The organism is Agrobacterium sp. LEGMi-208b (genome assembly GCF_059511785.1).
Window position 1 is genome coordinate 3,011,537 of sequence record NZ_CM183445.1, and the last position, 20,148, is coordinate 3,031,684.

Sequence of the window (20,148 nt, forward strand, 5' to 3'; positions counted from 1 at the left end):
TGCGTCGCAGCACCTATATGTGGCGTGAATGCACCGCCGCCCGTCTTGAGGCCTAATGGCGGTTTTGATCAGGGGTTTTGACTATGACAGCTTATGACTACGATCTTTTCGTCATCGGTGGCGGTTCCGGCGGCGTGCGCAGCGGCCGCGTGGCGGCCTCGCTCGGCAAGCGCGTGGGGATTGCGGAAGAATATCGTTATGGCGGCACCTGCGTCATCCGCGGCTGCGTGCCGAAGAAGCTGTTCGTTTATGCCTCGCAATTCCCTGAACATTTCGAGGATTCGGAAGGGTTTGGCTGGAGCGTCGGTGAACGCAGTTTCGACTGGAAGAAGCTGATCGCGGCGAAGGACAAGGAAATCACCCGTCTCGAAGGGCTCTACCGCAAGGGGCTGGAGAACGCCAAGGCCGATATTTTCGACAGCCGGGCGGAACTGGTCGATGCCCATACCGTGAAGCTGACGAAAACCGGTGAGACCTTCACGGCCGAGCGTATCGTGATTGCCGTTGGCGGTACGCCGAACGAGCACAGGGCGCTGCCCGGCCACGAGCTGACGATCTCGTCCAACGAGGCCTTCAATCTGGAAGAGCTGCCGAAATCGATCCTGATCGCCGGCGGCGGTTACATCGCCGTGGAATTCGCCAATATCTTCCATGGGCTCGGCGTGGAAACGACGCTGATCTATCGCGGCAAGGAAATCCTGTCGCGGTTCGATCAGGATATGCGCAAGGGCCTGCACGAGGCGATGGAGGCCAAGGGCATCAAGATCCTGCTCGGCGATGTCATCGAAGAAGTGACGAAGGGTGAGGGCGCGTTGCAGGCCCGTACCAAGAACCACGGCACACTTGCCGTCGAGACGGTGATGCTGGCGCTGGGGCGCGATCCGAACACGAAAGGTCTCGGTCTCGAAAACGCCGGTGTGAAGGTGGATGCGCGCGGCGCGATCATCGTTGATGATTATTCGCGCACGAACGTGCCTGGTATCTTCGCGCTGGGCGACGTCACCGACCGGGTACAGCTGACGCCGGTGGCGATCCATGAGGCGATGTGCTTCATCGAGACCGAATACAGGAACAACCCGACCAAGCCGGATCACGAGCTGATCGCGACGGCGGTGTTTTCGCAGCCGGAAATCGGCACGGTCGGTCTTTCGGAAGAGGAAGCCGGCAAGAAATATCCGGAACTGGAAGTCTATCGCGCCCAGTTCCGGCCGATGAAGGCAACGCTGTCCGGCCGTCAGGAGAAGACGATCATGAAGCTGATTGTCAATGCCGCCGACCGCAAGGTTGTCGGCGTCCATATTCTCGGCCACGAGGCAGGCGAGATGGCGCAGCTTCTCGGCATCACGCTGAAGGCCGGCTGCACCAAGGATGATTTCGACCGCACCATGGCGGTTCATCCGACGGCCGCCGAAGAGCTGGTGACGATGTATTCGCCGAGCTACCGTGTGGTGAATGGCGAGCGTGTGTAACGCCGATACAGGCGTGATATAATCGCTGTCCTATTTGCCCGCCGCCCTCTCGAAGCCGGTGTTTTTCGGATGGCGGCGGGTTGTTAAATCGTTTGAATTGACTTTTGTGCGTCTGGAGCGCTCAAAACGGGCAGAATGAGCCTGTTGGCTCCGGGATCGGCTATGCAAAGCCGATGCTTGGAGCTATAAGCCGCTCAATTTTTCGAGGCGGTCGCGCGGCAGTCGCGCGGGCGAAAAAAGGGTAAGAACATGGCACAGAATTGGACCCCCGGCAGCTGGCGGCAGAAACCGATCCAGCAGGTTCCCGAATATCCTGACGCGGCCGCCCTTGCGGCGACGGAAGCCACGCTTGCGACCTATCCGCCGCTGGTCTTTGCCGGTGAGGCCCGCCGCCTGAAAAAACAGCTCGCCAATGTGGCCGAAGGCAACGCCTTCCTGCTGCAGGGTGGCGATTGCGCCGAAAGCTTCCTCGAGCATGGCGCCGACAATATCCGCGACTTCTTCCGCGCCTTCCTGCAGATGGCCGTCGTGCTCACCTATGGCGCCCAGCTGCCTGTCGTAAAGGTGGGACGTATTGCCGGCCAGTTCGCCAAGCCGCGCTCTTCCAACGTGGAAGTGCAGGATGGCGTGTCGCTTCCGTCCTACCGCGGTGATATCATCAACGGTATCGAATTCAACGAAGGTTCGCGCATTCCGAGCCCGGAGCGCCAGCTCGACGCCTACCGCCAGTCGGCCGCAACGCTGAACCTGTTGCGCGCTTTCGCGATGGGTGGTTACGCCAACCTCGAAAACGTTCATCAGTGGATGCTCGGTTTCATCAAGGACAGCCCGCAGGCGGACCGCTACCGCAAGCTGGCCGACCGGATTTCCGAAACCATGGACTTCATGAAGGCGATCGGCATCAGCGCGGACAGCAATCCGAGCCTGCGCGAGACCGATTTCTTCACCAGCCATGAGGCGCTGCTGCTCGGTTACGAAGAGGCGCTGACCCGCGTCGATTCCACTTCCGGCGACTGGTACGCCACGTCCGGCCACATGATCTGGATCGGCGACCGCACGCGTCAGCTCGACCATGCGCATGTGGAATATTTCCGCGGCATCAAGAACCCGATCGGTCTGAAATGCGGTCCGTCGCTGACGCCCGACAATCTGATCGAGCTGATCGATGCGCTGAACCCGGCAAACGAGGCCGGCCGCCTGACGCTGATTTGCCGTTTCGGCCATGACAAGGTGGCCGACAGCCTGCCGAAGCTCATTCGCGCTGTCGAGAAGGAAGGCCGCAAGGTCGTCTGGTCCTGCGATCCGATGCATGGCAACACGATCACGCTCAACCACTACAAGACGCGTCCGTTCGAGCGCATCCTGTCGGAAGTCGAAAGCTTCTTCCAGATCCACCGCGCCGAAGGCACACATCCGGGCGGCATCCATATCGAGATGACCGGCAAGGACGTGACGGAATGCACGGGTGGCGCCCGCGCCGTGACGGCGGATTCGCTGTCGGACCGTTACCACACCCATTGCGATCCGCGCCTCAACGCCGATCAGGCACTGGAACTGGCGTTCCTGCTGTCCGAGCGCATGAAGAGCGGTCGCGATGAGAAGCGTCTGGCAATCGCCAACGCCTGATCTGGCGCAATAACAAAAAAGCCGCCGGGAGACCTTCCGGCGGCTTTTTCATGCGCAGTGCTAAATTATTGCACCAGTGCTGGCTGCTGGCAGCGAACATCCGTCACCCGCACATCGGCTTCGCCGATCTTGACGCCGAGAACCAGAAGCACGTTGTAGAGCAGCTGATCGACCGGAGCGGTGACCACCGCAAGCGTGTTGGCAAGCGCTGCCTGGATGCCCGCCAGACCTCCCAGATCGAGGTTGAGGAAGAGAAGCCGGATATCCAGATTGAGGTTCTTCAGCAGCGAGCTGACAAGAGTGGTGACGGTGTCCTTGGTCGAGACGCTCTTGATCTTGGCTTGTGTAATATCCGACTGGGTGAAGGTCAGCTTGGTCTTCGTCATGTTGGTGGCGTTGATGAGGGCGCTGCCATTGATGGCCAGCAGCGCTGAATCCACGATGGCCGCCTTGGTGACACGCGGGTCCTTGCCGAAATTGGCGAAGGCCGTGGTATCGACATTGCCAAGGGCGATTTCGGCCACGCCGGGAACGACCTCGACATCGACGGTACCCTGTCCGCCGCCCGTGCAGCGAATATCGGCAAGCCGCGCTTCGGCATGGGCGACTTCCACATAGAGCGGAATATTGACCTTGAGGCCGGCAATGGCCTGCAGCCCGTCCACCACGACATTGACCGCCAGCCGGGTCTGCGCGGTGCGCACGATGGTGCCCTGACCGCCGACGGCGAGCGACGGCGTTTCAACGGGCGGTTCGCCAATGGCAAGCGTTGCCTTGACCGAGGCGAGACCGAGGACATTGGCGTTGAGATTAAGCCCCAGCTGGTTGCCGCCATTGCCTGCAACGGCTGCGGCATTGATGAGGTCGAAGACGCCGGCGGTCACCTTGAGGTTTTCACCCGTGCCGATCAGCTTGTCGGAGAAGGGGCCGAGATTGAGGATTTCCTCAAGCTTGAGGTTGACGTTGCTCTTATTGACGGTTTTTTGCAGCGTCTTCAGGATGTTGGCGACCGCCGGCTGCAGGCCGGTGGTTTTCGTCAGCACGTCGAGGAATTTGCCGTAGCTGATTTCCGTCTGCAACACGTCCTTGTAGGTGCCGGCGGTGAGGTTGAGATCGATGGCCAGCGCCTCGACGATCTTCAGCGCATTGACATCGGCTGCGAGAAGCGCCTGGTAATCCATGAGCTTCAGCGACACTGTGGTGCCGAGCAGGCCGCCGAGCAGGCCGCCGAGCAGGCTGTTGAGAATTCCCTCATCGAGGCTCGCCAGCCGCGATCCCACCGAAAATGCGGCTATCTTCTGGGCGGAGGCCGTTCCGACCGCCGAGACCTTGGGCGGCTTGGTGAAGGCGGAGGCGAAGAATATCTGCCCCTGTTCGACGATGTTCACCTTGATCGCATTGGTGGGCAGGGCATTGTCGACGAAACGCTGGCCGACCGGCACTGTCGCATCCGGTTCGTAGTGACCTTTGATGACTTCGGCGTAACCCTTGCTGCTGGCGAATTCATTTAGGGGATCGAAGGGCTGCAACCCATTGGCGGTCAAGAGACCCTTGTCCGTCTTGACGCCGAGATCCATGCCATTGAGGGCAAAATATTGCTGGACTGCCTTTTCGGCGTCCGTGGCATTGGCTGCCGCCGATATGGCCGCGAGATCTGCGGTCTGCTGCAATTGCCGTTTCTGCAATGTCAGGTAACCGTAGTCGACGCCCAGCGCCAATATGCCGATGAAGAGCGGTGCGGTGAGCCCGGCCGAAATGGCGATGTTGCCCGTTTTATCCTTGAGGAAGCGGGGAAGCAGGGAATGGATATCTCGCATGTCATGCTCCTCCGATCCGGATGGTGGAAAAACGCCGGATGACCGGCTCGGGCAGGGTGTAGCTGTAGAGGCTCCAGATCGGCAGGTTGCGGGCGTCGTATTCGACCTTCACCGTGAACTGGTTGGCATTGGCGGGATCGGTGGCGACATTGACGGTGAAGCGGCTCTTGTCCATGAAGGCGTAGCTGAGGTCGCTTTTGGTGACGAAATCCCGGGCAAGCTGCTGGCGTTCAGTCGTGTTCAGCCCGGCAACCGCCGTTCTCGCCGCATCGGCGGCGATCTGCTGCACCGAATAGGCCGCCATCAGATAGATGCCGTAGGCGATCATGGTCAAAAGGACGAGAAAGAAGATCGGTGCGACAATGGCGAACTCGACAGCGTTCGAGCCGGACCGATCGCGAAGGAAACGCACTGCACTACGCATAAAGCACCCCCGTTCCTTAAGGCATCAAGGTTCGATGCCTTGATTTATTATTTTCGGAAATGCTAATTTATAGGTGTTAATTTTTTGTTGATGCCGCTCTTATGGGTTGCAGCCCTTCTTAAACATTCGCGTCTGCTTCAGATCAGCCGAAGGCCCTTGAAGCTGGCGTGGCCGTCCTTGCCGATGATGATATGATCGTGGACGGTGATGCCGAGCGGCTTTGCCGTATCGATGATGGTTTTGGTCATCTCGATATCCGCACGCGAAGGGGTCGGGTCCCCACTTGGATGATTATGTATTAAAATCAACGCTGTAGATGATAATTCCAGCGCGCGCCGCACGATTTCGCGCGGATAGACCGGCGTGTGATCGACGGTTCCCTGACCCTGCACCTCGTCGGCGATCAGCACATTGCGTTTGTCGAGGAAGAGGATGCGGAACTGCTCGCGCGTCTCGTGCGCCATGGCGGCATGGCAATAGTCGATCACCGACGACCAGGAGCTCAAGACCTGCTTGTTGCGGATTTCGCTTTTCAGCATACGCTGGGAAACGGAGGCGACGAGCTTCAGATCAAGCGCCACGGCCTCGCCCACGCCCTTCACTTCCTGCAACAGCGGCAAGGGTGCGCCGAGCACGCCGCCGAGCGTTCCGAATCTTGCAATGAGGGCCTTGGCAATCGGCTTGGTGTCGCGTCTCGGGATCAGCCGGAACAGCAGGAGTTCCAGCAATTCATAATCGGCAAGCGCGGCATCGCCGCCATCGCGATACCGTGCCCGCAGCCGGTCCCGGTGGCCGTGATAGTGAGCGGCGTCCGCTTCCTGTTCCGTCGCGGTTGCGGCGTGCGCGGCCTTCTTCGGCGCGCTTCGCGGTTCGGCAAAAAAGCCACGTTCATCCGCCCCTTCGAACAGATCGCCTTCGCCCGCCTCAAAGCCGGACGTCGTGGAAAGATCGGCGGGAGGCGGGGCAGGGCGTTTTGCCATAGGCGGTGTGGCCTTATGCGAGCGGCGGCAGGCCCGGACGATCGAAGCCGCCCGGCGACAGCGTGAAGATTTCGCAGCCGGTGGCGGTGACGCCGACGGCATGTTCATATTGGGCGGAGAGGGAGCGGTCGCGCGTCACCGCCGTCCAGCCGTCGGAGAGTACCTTCACATGCGGCTTGCCGAGGTTGATCATCGGCTCGATGGTGAAGATCATGCCCTCGCGGATTTCCGGGCCTTCGTCGGGGTGGCCGTAATGCAGGATGTTCGGCGTATCGTGGAACAGGCGTCCGACGCCGTGGCCGCAGAAATCACGCACGACGGAGCAGCGTTCCGCTTCCGCATAGGCCTGGATTGCCGCGCCGATCGCGCCGGTGCGTACGCCGGGCTTCACCGCCGCGATGCCGCGCAGCAGGCATTCATAGGTCACTTCCATCAGCCGCTCGGCGGCGCGCTTGATCTGGCCGACCGGGTACATGCGGCTCGAATCGCCATGCCAGCCGTCAAGCACATAGGTCACGTCGATATTGACGATATCGCCGTCGCGCAGCGGCTTTTCATCCGGAATGCCGTGGCAGACGACGTGGTTGATCGAGGTGCAGACGGATTTCGTGTAACCGCGATAATTCAGCGTCGCCGGCAGCGCGCCATGGTCGGCGCCGAATTCGAAGACGAAGCGGTCGATGGCGTCGGTCGTGACGCCGGGCTTGACGATCGCCGCGAGTTCATCGAGGCAACGCGCCGTTAGCTGACACGCCTTGCGCATGCCATCGAAATCCTCGAGCGTATAAAGGCGGATGACGCCCGTGTTCTTGAGGGGGGCGGAGGCTGCGTCGATATAGGTGACCATCTTGGTGCTTTCTGTGTCTTTACGTCCCTGTTCATAAAACAGCAGGACGCCATTCGTCCATCTTAACCGTTCCGCTGACCGAAATTTGTGCCGGCGAGACCGTGCATTTCACCGCATAGGCCTCCACGCCGCGCGCCATCGCCCGTTGAAACGCCAGTGCATAGACGGGGTCGAGATCGTCGCAGATGCGCATCCGTTCGCAATCGTCGCGCTGGATGAGATAGAGCATCACTGAACGGTAACCAGCTTCCGCCGCGTCACCCAGCTCCTCCAGATGTTTGGCGCCCCGTTTGGTGGCGGTATCGGGGAATTCGGCAAGACCCTTCTCGCGCATGAAATGCACGTTCTTCACTTCCACATAGGCATCGGGCCGGCCGGGTTCCGACAGCAGGAAATCGATGCGGGAATTGCGCCCGTATTTCTGTTCGCGGCGGATTGTTGAATAGCCGGCAAGTTCCGGGATACGGCCGGTGAGGATCGCCTCTTCCGCCAGCCGGTTCGGCATGCCGGTATTGATGCCGACCACGGTGCCATCGGCCTCGACCATTTCCAGCATGTGGCGATATTTGCGTGTCGGGCTGTCATGTTCGGAGAGCCAGATGCGGGAGCCCGGTGTCGTCAGCCCGCGCATGGAGCCGGTATTGGGGCAGGAGCCGGTGATCGACGTGCCGTCCTCCAGGACGGCATCGAAGAGGAAACGCTTGTAGCGGGAAATGAGCGTGGCGGGAATAAGCGGGGGTGTGAAGAACATGGGGCCTTGAGGGTGTGATTGCGTGTTTGTGGAGCCGTGTTTTTACACCCTCATCCCTGTGCTTGTCACAGGGATCCAGCCAGCCCAAGTCCTTGGGCTGAAAGGACTCTTCCGTCGCGCAGACGCGCGTCGACTGGATTCCTGTGACAAGCACAGGAATGAGGGTGGAGGGAGCGTTGGTGGAAGACGTCTTTCTGTCGTGCACTGGTCAATTTTACCGACCTTCTACGACAGCACATAGGTCCCCGGCGCATCGCCGAGCACGGGCCGCTTGCCATCTTTCGGCTTGCGCGCTTTCACCTTCTCGGAACTCTGGCTTTCGATCCAGTTCTGCCAGTGCACCCACCAGGAACCTTTGTGAGCCGTGGCGGCGGCCTGCCAGGCATCGAAGTCTCCGGCCGGTGACGGTCCTGTCCAATATTGGTATTTCTCTAGCTGCGGCGGATTGACGACGCCGGCGATGTGGCCGGACGCGCCAAGCACGAATTCCACCGGCCCGCCGAACAGGGCAGCCCCCGTAAAGACCGATTTCGCCGGCGCGATATGATCGTCGCGGGTGGCGAGATCATAGACGGGTATGGTGATATCGCCGAGATTGATGCGCTTGCCGTCAACGCGCATAAGCCCGCGGGCGAGATTGTTCTCGAGATAACAATTGCGCAGATAGAAGGAGTGGCTGGCGGCGGTCACCCGGGTCGAATCGGAATTCCAGTAGAGGAGATCGAAGGGCAGGGGCTCGGCGCCGCGCAGATAATTATCGACCACATAGGGCCAGATGAGATCGGAGGCGCGCAGCATGTTGAAGACGGTGGCCATGATCGAGCCATCGAGATAACCGACCGCCTGCATGTGCTTGTCGAGCGCCGCCAGCTGGCCTTCATCGATGAAGACCTTGAGATCGCCGGCATGGATGAAATCGGTCTGGGCGGCGAGCAGCGTGGCGCTGCGGATGCGTTCATTGCCTTGCTGCGCATGCAGCGCCAGCGCCGAGGATAACAGCGTGCCGCCGACGCAATAGCCGATGGCGTTGATGTCCTTCTCGCCGGTTCGTTCCTCGATGGTATCGAGCGCGAAATCGATGCCTTCCCTGATATAATCGTCCCAGTCCTTGTCGGCGAGGCGCGCATCCGGGTTGATCCAGGAGACCATGAACACGCTGTGGCCCTGTTCCAGGCACCAGCCGACAAAGGATTTCTGCGGGTTGAGATCGAGAATGTAGAATTTGTTGATCCACGGCGGCACGATCAGCAGCGGCCGTTTGAATACCTTTTCCGTCGTCGGGGCGTAATGGATGATTTCGCAGAGCGGGCTTTTCGCCACCACCTTGCCGGGTGTGACGGCGATATTCTGGCCGATGACGAATTTGCTGTAATCGGTCTGGCGCAGTTTCAGATGGCCATTGCCGGCCGCGACATCCTCCGCCAGCTGCGCCATGCCCTTGACGAGATTGGCGCCGCTGGAGGCGACCGTTTCGCGGAAGACCTGCGGATTGGTGAAGACGAAATTGGCCGGCGAAAGCGCTTCCGTCACCTGCCGCATGTAAAACAGCGCCTTGGTGCGAGTGTGCTCATCCAGCCCGTCTGCCTCCGTCACCATCCGGTCGGCGAAACCGACGGTGGTCTGGTAGGCTTTCAGAAGGAAATCGAAAAACGGATTGGCCTGCCAGTCGGCATCGGCAAAACGCTTGCTTCTGCGTTGGGCGGGACCGCTTTCGGCCGCATTTTCCGGGGACGAATCGGCATCGCTGGAAAATTGCGCCAGCGATTTTGCCCACAGGTCGTAATAGCTGGAGAGAAGATGGGTCTGTGCTTCCAGCGAGCGCTTCGGTTCCGCCATCCAGTATTCGGCGACATCGGAGAGCGTCTTGACGAGATCGGTTACCGGATCGGCGCTTGTCTGGGGGATTTCGCCGCGTTCGCGTGGCGCCAGCCATTCGGAGGCGGCCTTGCCGAGGTTTTCGAGCGCGCGGGCGAGGTTGATCGCGAAGGTTTCCGGGTCGCGGATCAGGTAGGCCTCGGCGGAACTGGCGTCGAAGCCGGGCGTTTTGCCACCCTTTTTCGCCCCCCCGCCGTCAACACCTGCCATGCACGATCCTCCACCAAATTTGTGTTTGCACATTCTGCATGAAAACGAATACAAGTTCCACCAGCAAGGGGAGGCGCATAAAGCGCCGAACCGCGGTCGAATTCGATATCGGCAGATATCCTTACAGGCGGAACATGACGATGGGCAAGCAGATGGGCACATTCGGGACATATGCGGAAAATGCCGCGAGAATCGCTGTGCTTTCGCTCTCCGGCGCCATGCTCGCCACCACGCTTGCGGCTTGCAAGGCCCCTGAGCCCATCGTCGCCCCCGCCCATATGCGCCGCCCGACGGCCGAAATCGTTGGTCCGCGCCCCGTCAGCGACACTGCGGTCAGCCAGAAGCGCGACACCGGCACCTATCCCACCTTCTCGCAGCCGCTGACGGCCGCCGGTACCCAGATGGGTGAGGATGAAGCCTCCAAGATGGAAACAAGCCTTTCGCGCCTTGGTGCGGCCCGGCGCAACGGCCAGATTTCGGAAGCCGAATACAAGCGCCGGGTGGCAGAGTTACGGGCGCTTGCCGAAAACCAGAAGCCGGTTGCGACGCCTGCCGCCTCGCAGTGAGATTATGCCGCGCAGTTTACGCGGTCTCAGCGACTGGCCAGACCATCTTTGATTGACAAAACATGGCCCCCAACGCGCGATTCCATATGGAGCGAGCGGGTGCCTCTGTTTCTTCTCCCCGTCGGGGAGAAGTCCGCGGCAGCGGGATGAGGGGGGAAGCTCTCCGTATATCTCAGCGCTAGCCCCCTCATCCGACCCTTCGGGCCACCTTCTCCCCGGCGGGGAGAAGAAACAAGCGGCTATGTCGAGCTCGTAACCCCTTCTTTACCCTGCCTCTGAACCATCCGCTTACCCAAGATGTTAAGCGGATGGAGGCGTTTTGCCGCTTAGGATGAAGCCATAACAAACAGGCCGCTGAAACAGCGGGGCACGGGGTGAAATATCATGAAATGCATCGCCGCTTTGCTGGTTCTTGCCGGTTTTGCGCTCGCACCCGCGCAGGCGCGGGCGCCGCACATCAATTTCGGGGCATCCGCGCTTCAGGGGCGGTGACAGGAGAAATTGCGTCAGTCGTTACCGGCGGCTTCGCTCAGAACGTCGAGATCGGGCACCGTGATATGGCGGTTGTTCTCGATGCGGATAATGCCTTCCTTGCGCAGCTTTGTCATTTGCCGGCTAACAGTCTCGATGGTGAGACCGAGGAAATCGGCAATATCGGCGCGTGAAAGCGGCAGGTCGAAGCAGGATTTGTCCTCGTTTTCCGGGTCGATATGGGTGGCGATCATATAAAGGAAGCTGGCAACCTTTTCCTGCGCCGATTTGCGCCCCAGCGTCAGCATCCAGTCACGCGCCTCGTCCAGTTCCTTCAGGGACTGGCTGTGCAGCTTGCGCTCCATGTCGGGCACTTCGGAGACCATGCGGTCGACGACGCGGCGCGGGAAGAGACAGATTTCCACATCGGTCGCTGCTTCCGCCGTCATCTTGCTTTCCGCGAGGAAAGGACGACCGAGAAAATCCGGTGCGAATTGCAGGCCGACGATCTGCTGGCGGCCATCCGACATCATCTTCGACAGCTTCACCACGCCCTTGAGGATATTCCCATAGGACGTGACGAGTTCACCCTGGCCGAGAAGCTCGATGCCGGCTTCCATCTTCTTGCGGCTGGAGTGACGGTTGAGGTCGCAGAGCTGCTGCGGTGTCAGCGTGCTGCAAAGACCGCCGTGACGCGCCTCGCAGGAGCGGCAAACAACGGGCTCTTCCGAATTGTGGATGGTCTTCTGCAGCGTGTCCATAAGCCTTTTCCAGTGCTGGCTTTTCGGGACGATTGCGACCGTGGGTATCAAATACGGTCTCTTTAGAGGCTTGCGCCATGTAGCCGTCGTCCCCGCGTCTACTTTAGCAAGAACCTATGGCGCAATTTGATTGAAGTCAAAGTTGCAAACTGTCGCAGCGGTTACTGAAAGAGAGGAAATCGACATTTTCTTGATAAAAGGCAAATCCGGTGATGAATACCGAACTTCTTCGCAAATATTCGGGTGCAGTGCCGCGTTACACGAGCTATCCGACCGCGCCGCATTTCCACGAGGGAATCGATAATGGCACCTATCGCCGCTGGCTCGGCGCGCTTGGCCACAGGAACCGCATATCGCTTTACCTGCATATTCCCTATTGCGACCGGCTGTGCTGGTTCTGCGCCTGCCACACCAAGCACACGCTGAAATACGAGCCGATTGCCGTTTATCTGGAAGCACTTAAGCAGGAAATCGAAGCGGTGGGCCGCCTTGTTTCACCTGATGCCGTGGTGAGTGCCGTGCATTTTGGTGGCGGCTCTCCCACCATGCTGAAACCCGAGGACATGCGGAGCCTGATGGACTGTCTGCGGCGTCACTTCACCTTCGGACTTGCGCCAGAGATCAGTGTGGAGATGGACCCGAACGATCTGGATGACAGCCGTTACGATGCGCTTGCCGCCATCGGCATGTCGCGGGCGAGCCTCGGCGTTCAGGACTTTGATGACAAAGTGCAAAAAACCATCAACCGCATCCAGTCCTTCGAGCAGACGAAATCCGTGGTGGATGCGGTGCGGGCGAGGGGCGTGCATTCGGTCAATTGCGACATTCTTTACGGGCTGCCGTTCCAGACCTGCGAGACATTGGAGAAGACTGTCAACCAGATCGTGTCGCTCGATCCTGATCGCATCGCGCTTTTCGGTTATGCCCATGTCCCCTGGATGAAGAAGCACCAGTCGCTCATTCCCGAGCACGCCCTGCCTGACATTGCCGAGCGCTACCGGCAGATGACGATGGCGGCAGAGATGCTGAAACAGGCGGGTTACAAAGCGATTGGCATCGATCATTTTGCAAAGCCGGCCGATACTTTGTGCCAGTCCGCCGACGCCGGTGCGCTGCGGCGAAATTTCCAGGGCTATACGACAGATACGGCCGATGCATTGATCGGGCTTGGCGCATCCTCGATCGGCAGGCTGCCTCAGGGTTATGTGCAGAACATGGTGGCGACGGGGGAATATCAGCGCATCGTGGGCGAGGGCGGGCTTGCCGTCGTCAAGGGCATAGAACTGTCGGAAGAGGATCATCTGCGCTCGCATGTCATCGAAAGGCTGATGTGCGATTTCACGCTCGATCTTTCCGAGTTGCAGCATCGTTTCGGCAGGGTGAGCCATTCCGTCAGGGATCAGGCGCAGCATTTTGCCGCAAGCGACAGGGATGGCGTGGTGCGGCTGGACGCCGATATTTTCGCCGTCACGGAGGCGGGAAAGCCCTTCGTGCGTAATATCGCGGCAATCTTCGACACCTATCTGGGCAATGGACGCGGCCGTCATTCGGTTGCTGTTTAGGCAACAGTTTTGGGGCAAATTTCAAAGTTACGTCACGAAACCATTGGCTTTTTTGTGCGACTTGCCTATGTGGTGCGTCAGACAGGATAATTCATACGAACGACAATAAGGATTATGGGCGTGACAGCTACATTCGACAAGGTTGCCGACATTATCGCCGAAACCAGCGAAATCGACCGCGAAACCATTACGCCGGAGAGCCACACGATCGACGATCTGGGCATCGACAGCCTCGACTTTCTTGATATCGTTTTCGCGATCGACAAGGAATTCGGCATCAAGATTCCGCTCGAGCAGTGGACGCAGGAAGTCAACGAAGGCAAGGTTTCCACCGAAGAGTACTTCGTGCTGAAGAACCTCTGCGCCAAGATCGACGAATTGCGCGCAGCCAAGGGCTGATGTGACAATGCTCGCTTCCGGCGGGCATTTTCTTTTGATGCCGCCTGCGGGCAAACCATGACTAACCGACCAGAGACGGGCCGGACGAATGCTGCTTGAATATTTTCAGATGATCGACAAGGTCGAGGCCGTGGACATGACGGCGCGCACATTGAAGGCGCAGTCCGTCGTTCCCGACAAAAGCCCTGTATTCGAAGGCCATTTCCCCGGCATGCCGCTGGTTCCGGGTGTGCTCCTGATCGAGACCATGGCGCAGGCTTCCGGCATGCTGGTTCTGGCATTTTCCGATTTTGCCTCCATGCCGTTCCTGATGTCGGTCGACGGCGCCAAGATGCGCACCTTCGTGGAGCCGGGCGCGGTTCTCGACATCGAGGCCGTGCTGGAGCATGACGGTTCCGGTTTCGCGGTCACCAAGGCGAAGATCACCTCCGCCGGCAAGAAGGTCTGCGACGCGCAGCTGAAAATGCGCACCATGCCGTTCAGCGAAATCCCGCTCGGTCCCATCGTCAAGAAGCGGGCCGAAGAAGTCGGCCTGATGGCGGCCATTGCCGCGGATGCGCAGAAATAAGCGCTTCCGCCCGTTTCGAAAGAGGGCGTTTTTCCCGTCGGCCCGGTTTCGATGCATGAAAATCGTGGGCTCGCGACGGCGGATCGGGCCTTCACCATTGCCAATCCGCATCGCGCGCTTTATTCCGCAACGCATGAAGTGGTTGTTCGCAACCGCTGTGGATAGCCGTGACCGTTTCGGCGGGGCCGGCTGCAAAGGATGACAGACGATGAAATCTGACAATGATGTGGTGATAACAGGGGTCGGCATCGTGACCTGTCACGGCGTTGGCAGCCAGGCGCACGTGGCGCTTCTTTCTGGAGCCGCCGTGCCGGAGCCGGTTGTCGAGACCGAAAAATTCAAGCCCTATCCGGTCCATCCCATGCCGGAAATCGACTGGTCCGCGCAGATCGCCAAGCGCGGCGACCAGCGCCAGATGGAAAACTGGCAGCGCCTCGGCGTTTTCGCCGCCGGTCTCGCACTTGATGATGCCGGGCTGAAGGACAATGCCGAAGCCTGCGCCACCATGGACATGATCGTGGCGGCCGGCGGCGGTGAGCGCGACATCAATGTCGATACGCTGATCGTCGATGAAGCCCTGAAGCGCAATGACCGCGAAAAGCTGCTCAATGAGAAGCTGACGACGGAACTGCGCCCGACGCTGTTTCTCGCCCAGCTTTCCAACCTGATGGCCGGCAATATCTCCATCGTGCACAAGGTCACGGGTTCCTCGCGCACCTTCATGGGCGAAGAAGCGGCCGGTATTTCCGCCGTCGAAACCGCGTTCCACCGTATCCGTTCCGGCGAATCGAGCCATGCGCTGGTCGGCGGTGCCTTCTCGGCTGAGCGTCCCGACATGATCCTGCTGTTTGAAGCCATCGGCGCGCATGCGCAGGGCGGCTGGCAGCCGCTGTGGTCGCGTGGCGACCAGGACGGCGGCGGCATGATTTCCGGTTCGCTCGGTGCATTCCTCGTGCTGGAATCGCGCAAGCATGCCAGCGCGCGCGGCGCGCGCATTTATGCCCGTATCGACGCCATTGAAGGTGACCGCGGCAGCCGCGATGACGGCAAGATGGAAAAGCGCATGGAGCGCCTGCTTGCGCCTGCAAAGGACAGTGCTGCGACCGTCGTGTTTTCCGGTGCCAGCGGTTATGACGATGTCACGGCGCGCGAAAAGGACATTCTCGAAAAAGCCCTGCCGAATGCCGCCATTCGTGGTTTCGGTGGTATCACCGGCCATGGACTTGAAGCACAGTTTCCGCTCGGCCTCGCGCTCGCGGCGCTCACGCTTGAAAGCGGCGCGAAGGTTCCTACGTTCGACGCGGCTGCGGAAAAGCCAATGGGCGAAGCCGCCACCGAAGCCGTCGTCACCACTGTCGGCCATGTGCGCGGCGAAGGTGTCGCCGTTCTGTCCCGCGACGTTTGAGGAGAAAGACCATGACTTCCAATTTCAGGGATCATCTCGGTCGTCCCATCGTCGCCGTCACCGGCATGGGCATCATCACCTCGCTCGGGCAGGGGCTTGCCGATAACTGGGCGGCGCTGACATCGGGCAAGTCGGGCATTCACAAGATCACCCGTTTTCCGACCGAGGGGCTTTCGACGCGCATCAGCGGCACGGTGGATTTCATCGACATCCCGGTTCCGAATTCCGTCGAGCGTTCCTATGCTTTCGCCCGCGAAACCACGATCGAGGCGCTGGCGCAGGCCGGTATCTCCGGCGACTTCGATGGCCCGCTGTTTCTTGCAGCGCCACCTATCGAGCCGGAATGGAGCGCCCGTTTCGAGCTTGCCGACCGGTCTCCGCCGGCCGCCCAGCCGGGTGACGCCTATGAGCGGTTCCTGACGGCTTTCCGGCAGCGTCCCGACCCGGCGTTTCAGGAAGCCGCCCTGTTCGGCGCGATCTCCGAGCGTCTTTCCGACCGTTTCGGCACACGCGGCCTGCCGGTCACGCTGTCTACCGCCTGTGCATCGGGCGCCACCGCGATCCAGCTTGGCGTCGAAGCCATCCGCCAGGGCCGCACCGAACGGGCGCTAACGGTTGCGACCGACGGTTCGGTCAGCGCCGAAGCGTTGATCCGCTTCTCGCTGCTGTCTGCGCTTTCGACCCAGAACGACCCGCCGGAAAAGGCCTCCAAGCCGTTCAGCAAGGACCGCGACGGTTTCGTGATCGCCGAAGGTGCTGCGACGCTGGTGCTGGAATCGCTCGAAGCGGCCGTTGCACGCGGCGCGAAGGTTCTCGGCATCATCAAGGGTGCCGGTGAAAAAGCCGACAGCTTCCACCGCACGCGGTCTTCGCCCGATGGCGGCCCGGCGATTGCGACGATCCGTGCGGCACTGGCCGATGCGGGCGTGGCCGAAAGCGATATCGGCTATATCAACGCCCACGGCACCTCGACGCCGGAAAACGACAAGATGGAATATGGCTCTATGCTCGCCGTCTTCGGCGAAGGCCTGAAGGATATTCCGCTGTCGTCCAACAAGTCGATGATCGGCCATACGCTGACGGCGGCGGGCGCCGTGGAAGCGGTATTCTCGCTGCAGACCATGCTGACCGGCACTTTGCCTCCGACGATCAACTACAATAATCCCGATCCGACCATCACGCTCGACGTGGTGCCAAATGTGAAGCGGGATGCTCAGGTGGGCGCGGTTCTCTCCAACTCCTTCGGGTTTGGTGGGCAGAATGCAAGCCTTGTCATGACGCGGGAACCGGCTTAACCGGTTTCGCCATCAACAGGAGCGTTTCCGAGGCAATTGCGGAAACGCTCTCGCTTCTTTGATTACGCATTCCGGCCGCAAAACGGTTACAGAGTTTTGCTGGAATGATTTTTAGATAAACGCCCTCGGGCGAAGGACTGATACATGCGCGCTCTTCAACTCGTGGACGACCGGAAGCTCGAAAAAGTGGATCTGCCCGAACCGGATGCGCCGGCGCCGGGCGAGGTGACTCTGCGCGTCAAGGCGGTGGCGCTGAACCACATCGACGTGTGGGGCTGGCGCGGCATGGCTTTCGCCAAGCGCAAGATGCCGCTCACCATTGGCGCCGAGGCTTCGGGCGTGGTCGAGGCCATCGGTCCGGGCGTTTCGAATGTGCTGCCGGGTCAGCTGGTTTCGGTCTATGGCGCGCGCACCTGCGGGCTGTGCAAGCCCTGTCGCGAAGGCCGTGACAATCTGTGCGAACATGTTCAGGGCGTGCACGGTTTCCACCTCGACGGTTTTGCGCAGGAAAAGATCAATATTCCCGCCCGCCAGCTCGTGCCGGCACCGCACGGCATTGACGCCGTTGCTGCGGCTCTGGCGCCGGTGACCTTCGGCACCGTCGAGCACATGCTGTTCGACAATGCCAAGCTCGAGCCCGGTGAAACCATCCTCATCCATGCCGGCGGTTCCGGCATCGGCACGGCGGCGATCCAGCTTGCCAAGAAGATGGGCTGTACCGTTATCACCACAGTCGGTTCCGACGACAAGATCGAACGGGCAAAGGCGCTCGGAGCCGATCACGTCATCAATTACCGGACCGACCGTTTTGAAGGCGTCGTGCGCAAGCTGACGAAAAAGAAGGGCGTCGACGTTGTCTTCGAACATGTTGGCAAGGACACCTTCGTCGCCTCGATGTTCTCGCTGAAGCGCGGCGGCCGTCTTGTCACCTGCGGCTCCACCTCGGGCGTTTCCACCGAAATCAACCTGATGATGCTGTTCCAGCAGCAGCTGAAGCTGCTCGGCTCCTTCGGCTGCCGCATGGAAAACATGGCCAACGCCATGCAGAAGATGGCGCGTGGCATCGTTCATCCCGTCATCGACACCGAGGTCACCTTCGACGATATCGACCGGGCGCTGGAGCGCATGGAGACGCGTCAGGTGTTCGGCAAGATCGTTCTGCGGATGGACTGAGCATCTTGAAGCTGTTCCTGACACGGATTGTCCTGAAACTGGACCACTTCCGGCAGTGGCTGATCGCGACATTCGCCTTCGGCCTCCTTAACCTGCTGAAGCTTTTTCCCGCCGATGCGGGCATTCGCGCCGCAGACCGGCTGGCGCGCTTCGTGGGGCCGAAAACCGGCCGCCACAGGCTGATGCTCCATAATCTGGCGCGCGCCTTTCCGGAGAAATCCGAGGAGGAGCGGCTTGAGATCGCCATGGATAGCTGGGCCAATATGGGCCGGCTTGCGGCGGAATATGTGTTTCTCGACCGGCTGTTCGATTTCGATCCGGAAAAGAACGAGCCGGGCCGCATCCAGGTCGAGGGCATCCCGACCTTTCTCGAATTGCGCGACAATCCCCGGCCCTTCATCGTCTTTACCGCCCATAGCGGCAATTTCGAGCTGCTGCCGGTGGCCGGTTCGGCTTTCGGTCTCGATGTGACGGTGCTGTTCCGGCCGCCGAACAATCCTTTCGTGGCCGACAAGGTGTTCAACTTCCGCAAGGAGCGCATGGGCAATCTCGTGCCGTCGCATGCCGGTTCCTCCTTTGCCTTGGCGCGGCAGCTGGAAAAGGGCGGCGGTGTCGGCGTGCTCGTCGACCAGAAGTTCGGCAAGGGTCTGACGACGAAGTTCTTCGGCCTTGAAGTTCGCACCAATCCGCTGCTTGCCAAGCTGGTGCGGCAGTTCAACTGCGATGTTTATCCCGCCCGTTGCGTGCGTCTTCCCGACAATCGCTACAGGCTGGAAATAGAGCCCAAGGTTGAAATTCCGCGCGACGAGAAGGGCAATGTCGACATTCAGGCGACGGCGCAGCTTCTGAACGACAAGGTGGAAAGCTGGGTGCGGGAATACCCCGGACAATGGCTGTGGTATCACGACCGCTGGGATGTGAAGCACCAGATTTGAGGTGACTGTCGTGCGGCCGGATTTTCCGCGTTTTTCACGAAATTCGGCCCGAAAATTGTGCGTTTCGATGTTTTTCCATATTAGTGGAACCTCATTTTTCGTTCATGGATTATCGAAATTGAAAAATTAGCGGCTGCTGTGATATTTTGGACAACAATCCTCGCGGCGTTCCTGCGTTTCGTTACGTCATTTTTAAGCGCAAAGACGCTATAATCAGGGGGCAAAGGGTTAATCCGTTCGCATTGGGAACCGGGTTATGCCCGTTCAGGGAGAGTTGGGTTGAAAGATTTGATTGAGTTGTTCTGGCTGCGTTATACGGAACTGCAATCTGCCGTTGGTAAAAACGAAGCCGACAAGATCGCAGTGCTGGAGCGTGAACTGGAGCAGCTTCTCGAGCGGGTCGTCGGGCGCCAGACGGAAAACTCCGAGGATATTCGCGAACAGTTCCGTTTCGCCATCGACCTCCTGAACCACGAGGCGGAGGATCTCGGCTGCGTGCAGCGCAATTCCGAGCTTCTGAGAACCCTGGTCGACCGTTATGTCGGCATGCCGCCCAAGGCCAAGGTCATCGGTGACGAGGATGAGGACACTCTGGAGTGGCATCACCGCCATCTGATCCTCGATGAAGACATGCTCAACGATCTGGATGAGCCGGTGGTCATCGTTTCTCCCGGCTACCGCGTGTCCTTTGCCAATGCGCTTGATGCTTTCCAGCGCAATGCGCCGGAAGGGCTTGTCGGCTGCCACATTGCCGAACTCGTCGGCGTCCACCGTTTCCAGAACGACCTCAGGGAAAAACTCGACAATTGCTTCAAGGGCGATACGTCGAAATATACCTATGCGGAAGATCAGAATGGCCGGACGATCGTGAAATCGCTGGAAATGTCGCCCTGCTATTCTTCCGCCTACAAGCTCGTGGGCGCCATGGTGGTGATCCGGGAAATTGCCGATCGCAGACGCCGCGCCACGGCGTGACGGCAGGCGCTGGTTTCTGACGACACCCTCCCGGCTTTG

18 protein-coding genes are annotated in these 20,148 nt (G+C 60.0%); 11 read left to right on the top strand and 7 right to left on the bottom strand.

The features are described 5' to 3' along the window. The first annotated feature begins 83 nt into the window (after positions 1-83). Both gor and AC5YUO_RS14695 read left to right on the top strand, forming a co-directional pair. Positions 84-1,469, top strand: a complete 1,386-nt coding sequence (gor, locus tag AC5YUO_RS14690; protein ID WP_496153805.1) for a glutathione-disulfide reductase — start codon at positions 84-86, stop codon at positions 1,467-1,469. A gap of 249 nt (positions 1,470-1,718) precedes the next feature. Further along, positions 1,719-3,095, top strand: coding sequence for a class II 3-deoxy-7-phosphoheptulonate synthase (locus AC5YUO_RS14695; RefSeq protein WP_496153806.1), 1,377 nt, complete (start codon positions 1,719-1,721; stop codon positions 3,093-3,095). 65 nt (positions 3,096-3,160) lie between these two features. On the opposite strand, the gene AC5YUO_RS14700 is transcribed toward AC5YUO_RS14695, so the two are convergent. The 6 genes from AC5YUO_RS14700 to AC5YUO_RS14725 all read right to left on the bottom strand — a co-directional run bounded on the left by AC5YUO_RS14700 (position 3,161) and on the right by AC5YUO_RS14725 (position 9,999). Next, positions 3,161-4,912 (bottom strand): TadG family pilus assembly protein, encoded by a 1,752-nt coding sequence (locus AC5YUO_RS14700; protein WP_496153807.1) that lies wholly within the window; start codon positions 4,910-4,912, stop codon positions 3,161-3,163. A 1-nt stretch (position 4,913) separates the two neighbouring features. After that, positions 4,914-5,336, bottom strand: a complete 423-nt coding sequence (locus tag AC5YUO_RS14705) for a TadE/TadG family type IV pilus assembly protein (RefSeq protein ID WP_496153808.1) — start codon at positions 5,334-5,336, stop codon at positions 4,914-4,916. Between the two features lie 137 nt (positions 5,337-5,473). Next, positions 5,474-6,316, bottom strand: a complete 843-nt coding sequence (radC, locus tag AC5YUO_RS14710) for a RadC family protein (protein WP_496153809.1) — start codon at positions 6,314-6,316, stop codon at positions 5,474-5,476. A gap of 13 nt (positions 6,317-6,329) precedes the next feature. Further along, positions 6,330-7,163 (bottom strand): type I methionyl aminopeptidase, encoded by an 834-nt coding sequence (gene map / locus AC5YUO_RS14715; RefSeq protein WP_496153810.1) that lies wholly within the window; start codon positions 7,161-7,163, stop codon positions 6,330-6,332. Positions 7,164-7,194: 31 nt separating this feature from the next. Continuing rightward, positions 7,195-7,914, bottom strand: coding sequence for a DNA/RNA nuclease SfsA (sfsA, locus tag AC5YUO_RS14720; protein ID WP_496153811.1), 720 nt, complete (start codon positions 7,912-7,914; stop codon positions 7,195-7,197). 225 nt (positions 7,915-8,139) lie between these two features. Then, positions 8,140-9,999, bottom strand: coding sequence for a PHA/PHB synthase family protein (locus AC5YUO_RS14725; protein ID WP_496153812.1), 1,860 nt, complete (start codon positions 9,997-9,999; stop codon positions 8,140-8,142). Between the two features lie 38 nt (positions 10,000-10,037). On the opposite strand from AC5YUO_RS14725, the gene AC5YUO_RS14730 reads away from it, so the two are divergent. Next, positions 10,038-10,565 (top strand): hypothetical protein, encoded by a 528-nt coding sequence (locus tag AC5YUO_RS14730; RefSeq protein WP_496153813.1) that lies wholly within the window; start codon positions 10,038-10,040, stop codon positions 10,563-10,565. 506 nt (positions 10,566-11,071) lie between these two features. Here AC5YUO_RS14730 and fnrN read toward each other — a convergent pair. Next, positions 11,072-11,797 (bottom strand): transcriptional regulator FnrN, encoded by a 726-nt coding sequence (gene fnrN / locus AC5YUO_RS14735; protein WP_496153814.1) that lies wholly within the window; start codon positions 11,795-11,797, stop codon positions 11,072-11,074. A 212-nt stretch (positions 11,798-12,009) separates the two neighbouring features. On the opposite strand from fnrN, the gene hemN reads away from it, so the two are divergent. The 8 genes from hemN to AC5YUO_RS14775 all read left to right on the top strand — a co-directional run bounded on the left by hemN (position 12,010) and on the right by AC5YUO_RS14775 (position 20,109). Then, positions 12,010-13,359, top strand: a complete 1,350-nt coding sequence (hemN, locus tag AC5YUO_RS14740; protein WP_496153815.1) for an oxygen-independent coproporphyrinogen III oxidase — start codon at positions 12,010-12,012, stop codon at positions 13,357-13,359. A 114-nt stretch (positions 13,360-13,473) separates the two neighbouring features. After that, positions 13,474-13,758: an acyl carrier protein gene (locus AC5YUO_RS14745; protein ID WP_003495848.1), complete on the top strand. Its 285-nt coding sequence runs from the start codon at positions 13,474-13,476 to the stop codon at positions 13,756-13,758. An 88-nt stretch (positions 13,759-13,846) separates the two neighbouring features. Then, entirely contained in the window at positions 13,847-14,326 is a 480-nt protein-coding gene (locus AC5YUO_RS14750) for a 3-hydroxyacyl-ACP dehydratase FabZ family protein (protein WP_496153816.1), read from the top strand. 208 nt (positions 14,327-14,534) lie between these two features. After that, on the top strand, positions 14,535-15,731 hold the full coding sequence (locus tag AC5YUO_RS14755; protein WP_496153817.1) for a beta-ketoacyl-ACP synthase: 1,197 nt from the start codon (positions 14,535-14,537) through the stop codon (positions 15,729-15,731). A gap of 11 nt (positions 15,732-15,742) precedes the next feature. Further along, on the top strand, positions 15,743-17,026 hold the full coding sequence (locus AC5YUO_RS14760; RefSeq protein ID WP_065115765.1) for a beta-ketoacyl-ACP synthase: 1,284 nt from the start codon (positions 15,743-15,745) through the stop codon (positions 17,024-17,026). Positions 17,027-17,170: 144 nt separating this feature from the next. Beyond that, entirely contained in the window at positions 17,171-18,199 is a 1,029-nt protein-coding gene (locus tag AC5YUO_RS14765; protein ID WP_080790688.1) for a zinc-binding dehydrogenase, read from the top strand. Between the two features lie 5 nt (positions 18,200-18,204). Next, positions 18,205-19,134 (top strand): lipid A biosynthesis lauroyl acyltransferase, encoded by a 930-nt coding sequence (locus AC5YUO_RS14770; protein ID WP_496153818.1) that lies wholly within the window; start codon positions 18,205-18,207, stop codon positions 19,132-19,134. Between the two features lie 279 nt (positions 19,135-19,413). Next, positions 19,414-20,109 carry a nitrogen regulation protein NR(II) gene (locus tag AC5YUO_RS14775; RefSeq protein ID WP_020810296.1) on the top strand — a complete coding sequence of 232 codons (696 nt, stop codon included), beginning with the start codon at positions 19,414-19,416 and terminating at the stop codon, positions 20,107-20,109. Positions 20,110-20,148: the final 39 nt, after the last annotated feature.